Raw genomic sequence first — 13960 nt, 5'->3', positions numbered from 1 at the left:
CAATCGGTATGACATCTCCGAGTACGTTTCTCGAAAGCCGGTCGGCCAGGCTAGCGAACCGACTACGCGGGGAATTTTCTTGCATACGAAACGGGTTTGGATACATAAATGTAGATAGCCGCGCGTGTCTGTTGCCCGGCGAGACCGGCTGCTGCGTTAGCAGGCTTCGGCGTAGCCCAGCAGGCCACCGGAGATCCCCCCGATGACGCCTCCGATAGCACAACCGCCGGCCGCTCCCTGCGCACCCATGGCTACACCTGCCTTGCCACCGGCCATACATCCAGATAGTCCTCCCGCTATTGCGCCGCCCGCTACCGCTCCGAAGCACTTCCAGGATAATTTCGGGTAGATCGCACCACTCAATTCCCTGGACCGGCTCAGCACAAGTACTTCGTGAAAGTAGGCTGCTTCTACGAGCCTGACGTACGCCTCTTGGGAGCCCTGCAGGATATAGTCGTCGCGGTAGGCGGCGATCCGGGACTGCACCAGGCTAATTAATTCCTGCATACTGTTTGCCTGATCAACCAGGGCCGTCAGGTGGTTGCCCCGATCTGGAATCGCGGCGGGCTTAACGTTAATTTGGTTCCGCATGAGCAAATAGGGACTCCGGCTGAAAGAGTGGAGCATTGCGGAAACGTAAGCAGGCGTACTGGGCGTCTCCAGGGTCTGGAGTGCATCGTGCATATAGGATCCGACGTCACGAATGGTGTGCAAGGTTTCGTCGGCCATTGCTACTCTGCCGTGGGTTTCGGTTTCACCGCCGGGAAGTATCCCGTCGCGCTCGGAACAGGCGGTGAGAAGCAGCAGGAAAAGAAAAAGGGTAAAAGGGTAAGGGGTACGCATAGAGCGGTTGAATTTTACGAGTGATTGTGACTATTGGTTTAAGGAGGCCGGCGGGACACTAGCAGTACCTGGACGAACCCGCCAGTGCACCACCGATGGCCCCCAGCGCCGCTCCTGCGGCGCATCCGCCCCCGGCAGAAGCGGGGCCGCCAAAGCTTCCGATAAAGGCACCGGTCCGGCAGCCGGCTAACCCGCCCCCTAGGGCAGCCCCAACAACGCCAGCCGCGCATTTCCAGCTCCACTTAGCATGACTAATGCCACCTGGAGAAAGCTTTAGCGCGAGTATTTGAAGCGTTTCCCTGAAGTATAAATTTTCAACCAGCCGCTCGATCGCTTCCGCTGATCCGGACGCACGGAAGTCCGCTATTTGCACGTCCGAATCCCTCTCAACCTGTTCTATTGCATCCGGGAGGCTATTGGCGGCCTCCACCAGATCGGTGAGTCGGTTTCGGCGCGTATAGACGGCCTTGGTAACTGGCACAACGATTTCATTCTCCCGGATGTCGAAGTGGGTCCCCCGGTATCCGGCAGCTATTTTCGCGGCGTAGGTGTCGGGGGAGTAGGAATAGTCAGGACGGACAATCGTGGCCCGGTAGAGGTCCATGATTTGCGCAACGGTCTGCTGGGCGAGGACAATCCGCGCATTCCTGGCGGTCAGACTGTCGGGGGCGGGGGCGACCGAAGGCGCTTCGGGCGTGCAGGCCGCGGTCACTGCCACTAATACAAGAAGGGGGATAGTCCTGGTAAGGAGTCTCATGGGAAAGGTGTTTTTTAGGTGCGTTGGCAATATAAAAAGTATACGTTTATTTAAAGGGAATGTGTCTTAAATTATAAAAACTAATTTAAGCAGATCAAAAAATTTATAAAACGTGTTTTGGCAGAATTTATGTTATAAGCTGTATCGTGTTTCCCCGCTCTCTTGTATTGATTTGCTGGTTCCGGGCCCTATGCCGCGTTTTATAGAGTTGTCCGTCGTATCACTTTATCCCAAAAATCGAGGGGAAAGGCCAGCACCAACAGCGAGTCTGTGGTAGCTGTCGAACGCTGGTGGTAAGAAATGAACCGAAAGCCTGTCTCCGGGGCCGTTCCCGCAAGGGCCCTGCACCCGCGCGCCGCCTCCGAAGGGCTGCCCGATCTATGCTTAACTTGGGGTATGAAATCTTCCCCTTGCTTTTCCCTACTGTGGCTGGCGGTCGTCGTACTCGCCTCCGTGAACGAACTGGGCGGTCAGTCGGCTGCGCCGAAAGCGCAGGAAGCCGTCACAGGAGTCGTAATGCCCTTTGCACTAACCGACGTACGCCTGTTGGACGGCCCCTTCCAGCACGCCACCGAGCTCAACGAAGCCTCTCTGCTCGCTTACGACCCCGACCGGCTGCTCGCCCGCTTCCGCATCCAGGCCGGGCTGGAGCCGCGGGCCGAGGCCTACGGCGGCTGGGAAGGCGAATCGCTGGCCGGCCACAGCCTGGGCCACCACCTGAGCGCGCTCGCCCTGATGTACCAGACCACGGGGCGCGATACCTTCAAGCGGCGGGCCGACTACATCGTAGACGAACTGGCCGAGGTGCAGCGGGCCAACGGGGGGCAGTACCTCGGCGCCTTCGACAACGGCAAGGCGATCTTCGAGAACGAGGTGGCGAAGGGGGAGATCCGCTCGCAGGGTTTCGACCTCAACGGCATCTGGGCGCCCTTCTACACCCACCACAAGGTGATGGCCGGCCTGCGCGACGCTTACCAGCTGTTGGGCAACCAGCGGGCCCTGGAGGTGGAAAAGAACTTCGCGGACTGGATCGGCGGTATCGTGCTCGGTTTGACCAACGAGGAAGTGCAGGATATGCTCGACTGCGAATTCGGCGGCGTGCAGGAGACGCTGGCCGACCTCTACGCGGACACGGGCGAGGAGAAATACCTCCGGATCGCCCGGGTGTTCCACGACGAGTCGATCATCGACAGCCTCGCCATGGGCGAGGACATCCTGCCCGGCAAGCACGGCAATACCCAGATCCCGAAACTCATCGCCTCCTCGCGCTTATACGAGATCACGGGCGAGAAGCAGGACCGCAAACCCGCGGAATTCTTCTGGGACCGCGTCGTGCACCACCATTCCTACGTCACCGGCGGCCACGGCAACTGGGAGTACTTCGGGGCACCGGACCGGCTGACCCACCGGCTGAGCGAAGGAACCACCGAGACCTGCAACGTCTACAATATGCTCAAGCTTTCGCGGCATCTTTTCCTGTGGGAGCCGCGGGCGGAGGTGGCCGACTACTACGAGCGGGCGCTCTTCAATCAGATCCTCTCCTCCCAGGACCCCGCCGACGGACGGGTGGTGTATAACCAGTCCCTGGAGATGGGCGGCCACAAGGCCTTTCAGGATCCCGAATGGTTCACCTGCTGCATCGGCACCGGCATGGAGAACCACAGCAAGTACGGGGCCAATATCTACTACCACAACGACGACGCGCTTTACGTGACGCAGTACATCGCCTCCACCCTCGACTGGGCGGAGCGCGGCGTCACCGTGACCCAGCGGACCCGCTACCCCGCGGAAGAAGCGACAGAGCTCACCCTGGCCCTCGACGCGCCACAGACCTTCACCCTCTACCTTCGCCATCCCGCCTGGGCGACTGCCGGGGCGCTGGTAACCCTCAACGGCGAACAGCTGGAGAGCAGCAGCGAGCCGGGCAGTTTCATCGAGTTAAGCCGGGAGTGGACCGACGGCGACGTGGTGGGCCTGGAAATGCCCTTCACCCTTCGGCTGGAGGCCATGCCCGACGACGCGAGCCGGGTGGCGGTACTGCACGGCCCCCTGGTGCTGGCCGCCGACCTCGGGCCGGTGGACGATCCCCGGTCGGAGCAGCGCAACTACGTACCCGTACTGATGTCGGAAAGCCGTGATCCGGCGACCTGGCTGGAGGCCGTTCCAGGGGAAACAAGCACCTTCCGCACCCAGGGCATCGGAGCGCCGCGTGACGTGAAACTGCGCCCTCTCTACCGGGTGAACGACCGGACGTACACCGTCTACCTCGACCTCTTTAATGAGGTCCAGTGGGCGGAACGGCAGGCCGCGTACGAAGCCGAGCAGGAGCGGAAACGGCAGCTGGAGGCCATCACCTTCGACCGCTTCCAGCCCGGGGAAATGCAGCCCGAGCGCGACCACCACTTCACCGGCGACAGCCTGAACCTGGAAGCGGACTTCCGCGGGCGTAAGGCGCGGGGCTCGGAGCGGGGCGGCTGGCTATCCTTCACGATGAAGACCAAGGCCGACGCGCCGATGGCGCTCGTGCTCGAGTACTGGGGCGGCTATACCGGTTCCAAGACCTTCGACATCCTGGTGGACGGCGAGCGGATCGCCACGGAAAATATCTCGGGCAAGGCCGACGGTAAGTTCATTGACGTGCGCTACGCCATTCCCGCCGCACTGACCGCCGGGAAGGAGGAGGTCACCGTGAAGCTGCAGCCGCACGTGGGGCACCGGGCGGGGCCGTTCTTTTTTGCGCGTACGGTTACCGAATAAGCGCCTCCCGCGCGCTCGGAGAGCGCATCCCACTGTGCTGCCGGAGGCAGCGTTGTACGGAGGCTAGCCCCGGAGGGTCATCGCTTTCGGGTCCCAGTCCACCACCCGCCGCTCGAAGTAACTGAGGTTGGCGGCGAGGGAGGGGGCGGCGGCACGGAAACCGAAGGCGCCGTCTTCTACCACCTTTCCTCCGTTGCGAATGGCCTCGAACCAGTTGCCGAAGTGGTGGACGTGGTCGGAGTAGCCCTCCGGGCTACGGTAGGTCCACTCATCGGGCCCGACGACGTTCGGCGGCAGCGGGGGGTACTCGGTGTTGTACCAGGATTCAAACTGCTCGCGGGTAGCCTGGGGGAAGGTGGTGTAGGTATCCCACCCCCCGTATCCGGGAGCGGCGGGCAGCGTCTTTCGGCGTAGGGTCAGCTGATTGCCGGTTACGTCGAGGCTCCCCTCCGTACCGACGAAGCGGGTGCGCGACCCGCCGCCCCCGCCGTCGACGAAGTTAACCCGCAGTTGCATATTGAAGGCCGGGTGTCCAGCCTGCTCCCCGTAGTCGCAGCTGGCGACGAAGACGTCGGGAACGTCGCGGCCGTCCTTCCAGTAGCGCAGGCCACCGGTGGAGAAGATGCGTTCCGGCCCCAGCGAGTCGAGAATGCGGTGGCTGGCGGAGAACAGGTGGACGAAAAGATCGCCGGCCACCCCCGTTCCGTAGGCCTGGTAGTTGCGCCAGCGGAAAAAGCGCTTGGCGTCGAAGGGGAGGTCCGGGGTATCCTTGAGGAAGGTTTCCCAGTCTATGGTCTCGGGGGAGGCATCCCGCGGGATCGAGTACTGCCACGCGCCCAGGGCGCTGAAGCGGTCGTTGAAGGTTTCTACCAGGACCAGCTGGCCGAGGTCGCCGCGTCGGTAGATCTCCCGCGCCTGCTCGGTGAGGATGGAACTCACCCGCTGGCTGCCCACGATCAGCACGCCCGGATTGCGGGCCGCGGCGTCCAGTACCGCCCGGCCTTCGTCAAGTTGCTGCACCAGGGGCTTTTCGCAGTAGACGTGCTTGCCGGCGTCGAGCGCCGCGATGGTGATGGTATCGTGCCAGTGGTCGGGCGTAGCCACGATCACGGCGTCCACGTCCGGGCGGGCCAGTATCTCCCGGTAGTCGCGGGTGAGGAAGAGGTCGGTACCGTACACCTCCCGGGCGCGCTCCAGGTGGCCGGTGTAGAGGTCGCAGGCGGCCACGAGTTGGACGTTCGGATGCTGCAGTGCCGCGGCCAGGTCGTTGAAGCCCTGGATGCCGAGGCCGATGCACGCCAGGTTGATGCGGTCGTTAGGGCCGGCAGCGCGCATCGAGAGGAGCGGTGCGGCCAGCAGGCCGGTGGAGAGCTGGCGGAGAAAAAGGCGGCGGGAATGGACGGGCATGAACGAGGATTCTGACGGGTAAGCTATCCTTTTTCCCGCATTGACCCCGCCCGGCCTATTCCCCGCGTGCGGCCGCCGCGAGTATCCGGCTTCGGTCCGCCTCCTCGGAAAAGCTGCCGACGGCCCGCGAGCCGCAGAGGCGGCACTGGGGGCGACTGGTCTTGGTACTCAACCAGGTACCGCTTTCCACCGGGGCATCGACGTGGTGGCAGGAAAAGCAGTAGACGGCCCCCCAGCGGTGGGGATTGATGTTTACCGATTCCCAGGACAGAAACTCGGTGCAGGTGCGCAGCACCAGCTCCTCGCCGTTATCGGCGGAAAGGTCCTTGGTAAGGAAGACCACGCCCCCCGCACGCAGGGCCGCCAGGTCTTCCGCCAGGAGATAAAAAGCCTGGTACCGGCTGTCGTAGTCGCTGGCGACGTAGATACTCTTCAGTTTCTCGAGCCCTTCAAATCCGTCAATTTTGCGCCGGACCACGCGGCGGGCGAGGTAGAACGCGTAATGCTGCAGCAGGCTGTGCGGCTCGGCGCAAGTGGAGAGCCCCAGATCCGCTACGCACGCCGAAAAGCAGGCCATTCGGGCCGCAGGGGTAGATCGTTCCATCCGGGCCAGTCGCACCAGGCCTTCGCCCCCGTATCCATCTGACAGGGCATCCGCGGCCCAGGTGACAAGGAGGCGGCTATCGAAGCCGGGCAGCAGACGCTGGGCCAACAGGATGTTGAGGGAGGGTTGTAGGGACATTCGATGAGAGACGTTAGACAACACACGGTGCGCGCCGCCGGAGCGGAGCGAGCATTTCCTAAAGTACGATGCTTTGCCGGCTTTTATAGCGGAGCGGGCGGATTTTTGCCCTTCGGCGCGGGGTCAACCAAAAAAAAGCAGCCGCCCACGGGATCGTGAGCGGCAGCGCCTAAAAATTGAACTGATGAATTATTGCTTCACCAACTTGTGGTAGTAGAGGGATGAGCCATTACGGATGACCGCGATGTAGACGCCCCGCGGCAGCGCGCGTACGTCGAGCGTCTGCCGCTCGCCGGACAGGGTCCGCTGCAGCACGGTACGGCCGTTGGTGGCGACCACGGTGATGGTCGCGCCTTTCTGCACCTGGGTTTCCATTTGGATCAGCAGGTGGGCCGTTACCGGGTTGGGGAACAACCTGACCAGCGTACCCGCGGCCTGGGGATCGTCAAATCCGGTGCCGGAATCGGTGTCCACGTAAAGCACCCGGCTCGCGCTGGCCGCGGCGTACTCCTCGGTACCGGCCTGGCTCACCGTAATGGTAGTGGAGCCTGCGCCGATGAGGCTCACCAGGCCGTTCATATCCACGATCGCTACACTGGAGTCGGAGCTTTCGTACGTGAGGTCCAGGCCACTGCTTACCGATGCTTCCAGGTAGAAGTTTTCGTCACCCACGAAGCGGGGTTCGATCTCCTCGAAGGTGATGACCTGCGTGAGCTTCATGTTCTCCAGCAACTCCTCCTCGTTCAGCGCGTAGGTAAAGATCTTCAGATCGTCGAAGCGCAGATCGGTGTAGGGGTCGCTCGACCACTGGGACCTACCGAGGTAGTTGTTGGTCGTCATACCGATGTCGGCGGGGGTTAGGGTGAGGGTACTGTCGGAGTACTGCAGGCGACCATCAACGTAGAGGCTGAAGACCGAATCCTGCAGCGTAACGGCTACGTAGGTCCATTCCTCCTTGGGCAGCTGGTAGTTGATGAACTGGTCGTAGCCCCCGCGGTCGGGCGTGGTCATCTTGAACCGGATCTGCCCGCCGGAATTCGGCGATAGCATCATGTAGTTACCGGTCGAGGTGCCGAAGTCGAAGATGCGGGAGTTGTTCCCGATGTCGGCGGGGATCCATACCCAGGTTGCGAGGGTCATGCTGTCCAGGTCGCTGACCACGCCGTCGTCGAGATCCAGGTAGGCGGCCTGCAGCCGGTCCAGGCGTACGGCCAGTTCCGAATCACGGCGGCCAACGGTCCACGAAGCCGTGGAGTAGAGCGTGGCGTCGTAGCCGGCCCACTGGTCCTTGGCGATCTGCCCCGACCCTTCGTTGAAGTCAATGTGCACGTGGCGTCCCTTCACGGGCATGGCCATCACGGTTTTCGACTTATCGCTGGCGCCGGCGTCGTTGTAGACGAATACCCGGTAGTAGTACATATTGCCGTTCATGACGGAGGTATCCGTGTACTGGTTCCCCGTGATATCGACGGCAAGCGTGTCGTAGGTGCCGGTTTCGGTGTCGGAGCGTAATACCCCGAACATGCCGTCAAAGCTGCGCACCCAGGTCAGCGTTACCCGACCGTCCGAAGCGTTGGCTTTCAAGCCTTCAATAGCCAGCTCGAGTTCCTCATCGGTGGGGGCCATGGCCTCCTGCAGCTCCGCCTCGCTGAGGGCGTAGTTGTATATCTTGAACTCGTCGACCGCGCCGCGCAGCGGGGGGTCGGGGTACTGCGACTTTCCGATGTAGTTCTGGGTGGTCTGTCCCAGGTCGGCGGGGGACAGCGTCACTCCGGCCATCATGGCCACCATTTCACCACCGATGAACAGGCGTACCGTATCCGCGTGCTGGCTGACGGCCACGTGCGTCCAGGTGTCCGGTTGGAGCACCGTCGTATAGCTGACGGCCATCTCACCGTCCCCGTTACGAATCGCGTAGCGCATGATGGTCGAATCGGCTGGTGATCCGCCCGCCCGGGGCGTGAGGAACATATTGGTGGTGGTCCCCGTACCGAAGTCGAAGACGCGCGCCCAGGTGCTCAGCTCGTCCAGCTCGATCCAGGTGGCGATGGTAAAGTCCTGCAGGGTGCTGACGACACCTGCCGGCAGGTAGGTGTGACCGCCGCTAAGGGAGAGCGCTCCCCCCCGCACGTAGCCGGCTTCGCGCCCGGCGTCACCTACCAGGGTAGCGTGCTGGCCACCCCAGACGTCCTCGGCAAAGGTGCCGGTAGGCTCATTGAAGGGGAGGTATACGTAGCGTCCATCCGTGGGGGTGGCTTCCAGAATCATGGAAGCTTCACTCTCACCTATTTCGTTGGAAGCAACGACGCGGTAGTAATAGGTCGTACCGTTCGTTACGTTCACGTCTACGTACTCCAGGGCGTCGACGTCGGAGGCCAGGGTCACGTAGGGCCCCGCTTTGGAGTCCGCGCGCTGCACCTGATACACCGCGTCGTACTGGAAATCCCAGCTGAGCGTCACCCGTTCGTCGCCGGCGGCGATCCGCGGATTGAGGGGGCTGTTCGGCACGGCGAGTTCCGGCGTGGTGGCCGTAACGACGCGGCTGTTTTCACTTTCGCCCGCGCTGTTCAGGGCCGTGACCACGTAGTAGTACGTTGTGCCGGGCGTGAGTCCGGTATCCGTGTATTCGCGCAGGGTGGTCCGGGCCGCTATGGTCTCGAAGGGCCCGCCCGCGCTCATGCTCCGCTTGAGGGTATAGGAACGCGCCGCTTCCGATTCGGTCCAGCTGAGGTATACTTCCTCGGAGGAACGTACGGCGGCGGTAAGCAGGGCCGGAGCCTGGGGATCCGCGTCCCGGTCGATGTCGAGGATATTGGAGTAGAGAAACTCGCTGCCGTCCGGCCCGAATGCCTTGACCCGGTAGCTGGCGGAGGAGTAGATGCTGTCTTGGTAGGTCAGCGTACTTCCCGCCTCGTAGTCTTCGTAGGTGGCTACGGTCGTCCAATCGTCGTCGTCGGGAAATTTCCGCTCCAGCTCATATCTCGATCCGAGTTCGCCGTTGAGGTCTTCCCAGGTGAGCGTGGCCAGGAAGTAATCGTCGTCGTCGACGGTGGCCACCAGATCGGGCATGGCGAGTTGCCAGGTGTGGATGAATTCGTACGCGGGATTAAAGGCCATCTCGGACTTTTTCGCGTAGAACATCTTACCGGCCGGCGTCAGGGTGTCGCCCAGTACCAAGGCCCGCTTGTCCTCCACCCAGTCGTAAATAGCGTAGCGCTCCACGAAGGGGGTGGTATCGAGGACCTCCAGGATGGCTTCCAGTTCGCGGCGTTGCTTGGCAAACTGTTCGTCCTGGTCCTCGGGCCAGTACTCATTGGTCCAGTTGGCGCCGTTGTTCCACTCCGTGATCCAGATCGGGCGCTGGTAGCGGTCGTAGAGATTTTTGAGCCGGTTGTACCAGTCCTGCGGTGAGAGGCCGCCCCAGTAGGCGTGGATGACGAGGTAGTCGACGCGGTAGTTTTTCTCTTCCGCCCGCCGGATGAATTCGGGCAGGACGCTGTTGAAGGGGTCCGCCGGTGCCGGGGAACCGAGGCGGTAGCCGGACTGCATGAACTCCGGCCAGATCTCCATGATCTCGTCGATGGTCATGTCCGACTGGTCGGGACGGTCCGGTTCGTTGAAGCCCAGCAGGTGATTGATGCCGGACTTGTTGTTGATGGCATCCCAGGACGGCCAGCAGCAGTTCTGGCGAATGGCGACGTATTCCCAGTTGAGCCCGGCGGTGCCGCCGATGTTCCAGTCGTAGTACCAGGTGGCGCCGATCTGGTCGGGGCTCCAGCCGGCTTTGCCCTTCTTACTGGGCCAGTCCCAGCGGAAAACGCGGATGTAGCTTACGGTACCGTCCAGTCCTTCGGGCAGGGTATTCACGATCAGGTCTTCATCGTTGGCGATGAACACGCGGCTGAACCCGCTGCCGTCGGGGTTGCTGGCCAGGGTAGCCATGAAGCCGCGGTGCAGTTTGAAGGAGGCCACGTTGTCGTCCAGCGTACCCAGGTCGTTGTGGAAGGTTGATAGCTCGAAGGGGGTCATTTCGCCGTCCAGATTTTCTGCGGCGTAGGCCTCCAGGGCGTGGCTGTAGGTGTCGGCCCCGTAGGGGATCACGACGGCACCGTTGACGTAGATCGACAGGCGCACGTTGGTTCCGAGGTCGGCGGGGGCACCGTTTAGGGTAACGTACTGAAGGTATTCCTCGGCGACCTCCGACGGCTTGACGTTATCGAAGAACAGCCAGGAATCCGACGATTGCAGGTCCACCGTGCTGTTCACGAATGGCACCGACTCACCCGTGAAGTGAAGATCCGTCTTGCCCGGTACCACGAAATCGGTGTCGTAGCTGGTCGGGAAGCTGGCGTCCTCGGCGGTCACCGTGATGGTTTCCCGGTTGCCCGTGGTGGGGGGCTCGGGAGCGTAGGCGTCGGGAGCGTAGGTGGCGGAGATAATCTCCATATCTACCGCGCCGTCGGGGTAGTTCTTGCCGAACAGGAAGCGGGGCATCAGGTCGGCCGTCTGGAGGCTGAGCTCACCAATGGTGTAGAGGCCCCAGCTGCCGGTAATGGTCAGGTAGTAGGTACCGGCCTCGCCGCTGCGAAAGGTGAAGGTGCCGCGCTCGAGCTCCTGGGATGCCCCCTGGAAGAAGGTGGTCTCGGACGTCCGGTCGGTAGCGAGGTCGGTGGGGCCGATGCCCACGCTGATGGACCTCGCCCCCCTGGCGTTGGTCAGGTACCCCTGCAGCAGGGAAAACTGATAGGTCGTATTCGCCGCCAGTTCCACCGGGTAAGCGTAGGTAGCGGACTGAACGGGGTCTCCGTCCCACCGGATGTACATCAGGCGGCCGGTGTAGGCGGATCCATCATATATATATCCGTCGTTGGTACCGAAGTCCATAAACCGTACTCCGCTTCCCGAGTTGGCGGTATTGAAGAGATTGACCGTGGTAGTATTCATCGACCAGCCGTAGTCGGCCGGGGTGCCGTCGCGATCGGTGGCCGTACCGGCCCAGTCGGCGATCAGGTTCGGGCCGTAGGGAACGGCGCCGGAGTCGCCGGTAGCGTTGCCGTCTATCAGGTTGGAAATGGCGGCGAGCGGGCGGCTGGCCAGGTAGCGGCCATTGCGGTAGATGTGCGCCTGTCCGTCGCTGACGGCCACCCGGATCTCCTGTTCGTTCCCGGCCGGGGCGAGTGACAGGGAGGTAGGATCGGACAGGTCAGCGGTCCAGTTCAGGGTAGCTTCGTCGAGGCTGAGCCGGAAGCCGGAGCCGCCGCCGTCGCGGGCCTCGATGTCCAGCCCGCGCCCCTCGGCGGCGGTAACGGCCGCGACCACATTCAGGGAGTAGGCATCTCCGAGGGTGTGGGGGACCATCACCGTATCCACGCCGTCACTGCCGGTGAAGGTGGTTTGTGAAAGTAGCGGTTGGTCCAGGGATGCCCGGATCGGTAAACCGGGCGCTTGGGCCGTGACCTGGAATCCGGTCACCAGGCACAAAAGGAGGGTCAGGGAGGCGACGACGCGGTCGCGCTCCGGTAAAAATCTCTGCATGAAGTATCGACTTTAGGTGTAAATGGGTATTGGTTTCTCCTAAGGAATAAAATAAATGTCAATGTGACACAATATTATCCGTCAAATTACTTGTCCCCCAAAAAGAATGTGTACACAATCGATTGTTCTGCTTCGTAACCTTATTGTTAGTAAATATTCTGTTTTATTCAACGGTGAAGTATTGAGCATCATCAGCCTTCTCCGTTGTTCTCAGTCCTTCGTGTTACTCATTGCGGCGGCGCGCGGGTGCAGCGGAGAGGTGGGGCCGTTCTCCCGGGTCAGGTAGGTACTGACGGCGGTCCGGTTTCGGAGATTTGATAGCGATCTGCGTTCAGCGGGCTGTGCGTTGTGATGTATTTCTGCACCCCCCGCCCCCGCCCGTTGCTGCAGGAGAGCAGAGTACTCTCGGGAACGGATCGGGGAGTCGATCAGGTCGTACCAGCGTACCCGGGTCCCGGTGCCGCGTCCATTTCTTCCCGGATCCGCTCCAGCAGTTCGACCAGGCGGTCCACGTCGGCGCGGGTAGTGGCGTAGTTGGTGATACCCGCCCGAAGGACATCCACGCCCCGAACGGGGTATATGCTCAGCCAGGCTTCGCCAGAGGCGACGATCCGTGCACAGATCCCGTGGGCGTAGGCGCCGGGGTCGGAAAGGCCCGAGCGGGAGAAGCACACCACCGGCAGGGGCGTATCGTTCTCGATGGTCCACCCGCGTTTCTTCAGGCGCTTGCGCAGGTAGCGGCCAAGTTCGACGTGGTGGCGGATCGTGTCCGCGTACCCCTCCCAGCCAAAAACGAGCAGGGAGAGGTACCAGCGCAGCCCCAGGAAGCGGCGCGACCACTGCAGGGTATGACTGTACGGGTCTACCGGCTTGTATTCCTTCCCTTCGCGGGGCATGTAGGCCGCGGCGGTGCCGAAGCTTTTCTCCATGATCGCCGGGTGGCGGGTGAGGAACATGCCCGTACCCATCGGCACGCTGAGCCACTTGTGGATATCGGTGCTGATGGAATCGGCCCGTTCGATGCCGTGCAACCAATCGCGGTACTCATCGTTGAGGACCGCCGCTCCCCCGAAGGCCGCATCCACGTGCAGCCATACGTCGTATTCCCGGCAAACATCGGCGATCTCCGCCAGGCGGTCAATCGCCGCGGTACCCGTGGTGCCGGCGGTCGCGACCACGAGCACGGGAATTTTGCCCGCTTCACGGTCCGCCACGATCCGTTGCCGGAGTTTGGGGACGGACATGCGCAGTTGCTCATCCGCCGCTATCTCCGCTACGGCGTCCAGGCCAAGGCCGACCGTGCGGGCCGCCTTGACGACCGAATGGTGTGCCTGATCCGAACAGTACACCACGGGGTCACCTCCGAATGCCCGGAAGCCACGGCGGGAGTAATCCGAAAACCGGTGATTGATGGCGCAGCACACCGCCGTCAGATTAGCCTCGGCCCCGCCGCTGGTGAACGTGCCATCCGTCAATTCTCCGGGGAAGCCGAAGCGAGTGCCGTAGGCCGATACGAGGTACCGCTCCACCTCCGCCGCGAAGGGGGAGTGACTCCAGGCGGCCAGCTGGGGGTTGAAGTAGGCGGCAATCATGTCGGCCAGGATGGAGGGGAAGCTCGCCCGCGGGTTGTACAGTCCGTAGTACATCGGATGTGGAACGTGGACCTGGAACTTGCGCAGGTTGTCCAGGACCACCCGCACGGCGGTGGCAGGCTCGACCGGCGTGCTGAAGTCGAAGTCCCGTGCCGCGGCCCGTACGGTTTCCGGATCGAGGTGGGGGGCTACCCGCAGTTTCCGGGTATGAGCGTAGTAGTCCTCCAACTGGGGCAGGAGTTCGCTGAGGAGGTGTCGCCGCTGGTCGGGAGTAAGGTCGAAGGACATCGGATCGGTTTGGGCCCGCTAATATTACTCATTTACGAC

7 protein-coding genes are annotated in these 13960 nt (G+C 62.3%); 1 reads left to right on the top strand and 6 read right to left on the bottom strand.

Annotated elements, in window-relative coordinates; all coding sequences use genetic code 11:
- Positions 1 to 156: 156 nt before the first annotated feature.
- A complete protein-coding gene (locus tag DQG19_RS15425) occupies positions 157 to 843 on the bottom strand; it encodes a hypothetical protein (RefSeq protein WP_116127182.1) in 687 nt (228 codons plus the stop codon).
- 58 nt (positions 844 to 901) lie between these two features.
- A complete protein-coding gene (locus tag DQG19_RS15420; RefSeq protein WP_116127181.1) occupies positions 902 to 1600 on the bottom strand; it encodes a hypothetical protein in 699 nt (232 codons plus the stop codon).
- Between the two features lie 396 nt (positions 1601 to 1996).
- On the opposite strand from DQG19_RS15420, the gene DQG19_RS15415 reads away from it, so the two are divergent.
- A complete protein-coding gene (locus DQG19_RS15415; protein ID WP_157974540.1) occupies positions 1997 to 4357 on the top strand; it encodes a glycoside hydrolase family 127 protein in 2361 nt (786 codons plus the stop codon).
- Positions 4358 to 4420: 63 nt separating this feature from the next.
- Here the strand turns inward: DQG19_RS15415 and DQG19_RS15410 are convergent, their stop codons facing one another.
- The 4 genes from DQG19_RS15410 to DQG19_RS15395 form a co-directional block, all read right to left on the bottom strand.
- Positions 4421 to 5764, bottom strand: coding sequence for a Gfo/Idh/MocA family protein (locus DQG19_RS15410; RefSeq protein WP_116127179.1), 1344 nt, complete (start codon positions 5762 to 5764; stop codon positions 4421 to 4423).
- A gap of 55 nt (positions 5765 to 5819) precedes the next feature.
- Positions 5820 to 6506, bottom strand: a complete 687-nt coding sequence (locus DQG19_RS15405; protein WP_116127178.1) for a hypothetical protein — start codon at positions 6504 to 6506, stop codon at positions 5820 to 5822.
- Between the two features lie 189 nt (positions 6507 to 6695).
- Positions 6696 to 12041 carry a LamG-like jellyroll fold domain-containing protein gene (locus tag DQG19_RS15400; protein WP_116127177.1) on the bottom strand — a complete coding sequence of 1782 codons (5346 nt, stop codon included), beginning with the start codon at positions 12039 to 12041 and terminating at the stop codon, positions 6696 to 6698.
- A gap of 428 nt (positions 12042 to 12469) precedes the next feature.
- A complete protein-coding gene (locus DQG19_RS15395; RefSeq protein WP_116127176.1) occupies positions 12470 to 13921 on the bottom strand; it encodes a pyridoxal phosphate-dependent decarboxylase family protein in 1452 nt (483 codons plus the stop codon).
- Positions 13922 to 13960: the final 39 nt, after the last annotated feature.

Origin of the sequence: Lewinella sp. IMCC34183 (genome assembly GCF_003390915.1) — a bacterium.
Lineage (GTDB): Bacteria > Bacteroidota > Bacteroidia > Chitinophagales > Saprospiraceae > Neolewinella.
The sequence above is the reverse complement of the archived record's forward strand: the minus strand, read 5'-3'. Positions and strand labels throughout refer to the sequence as shown.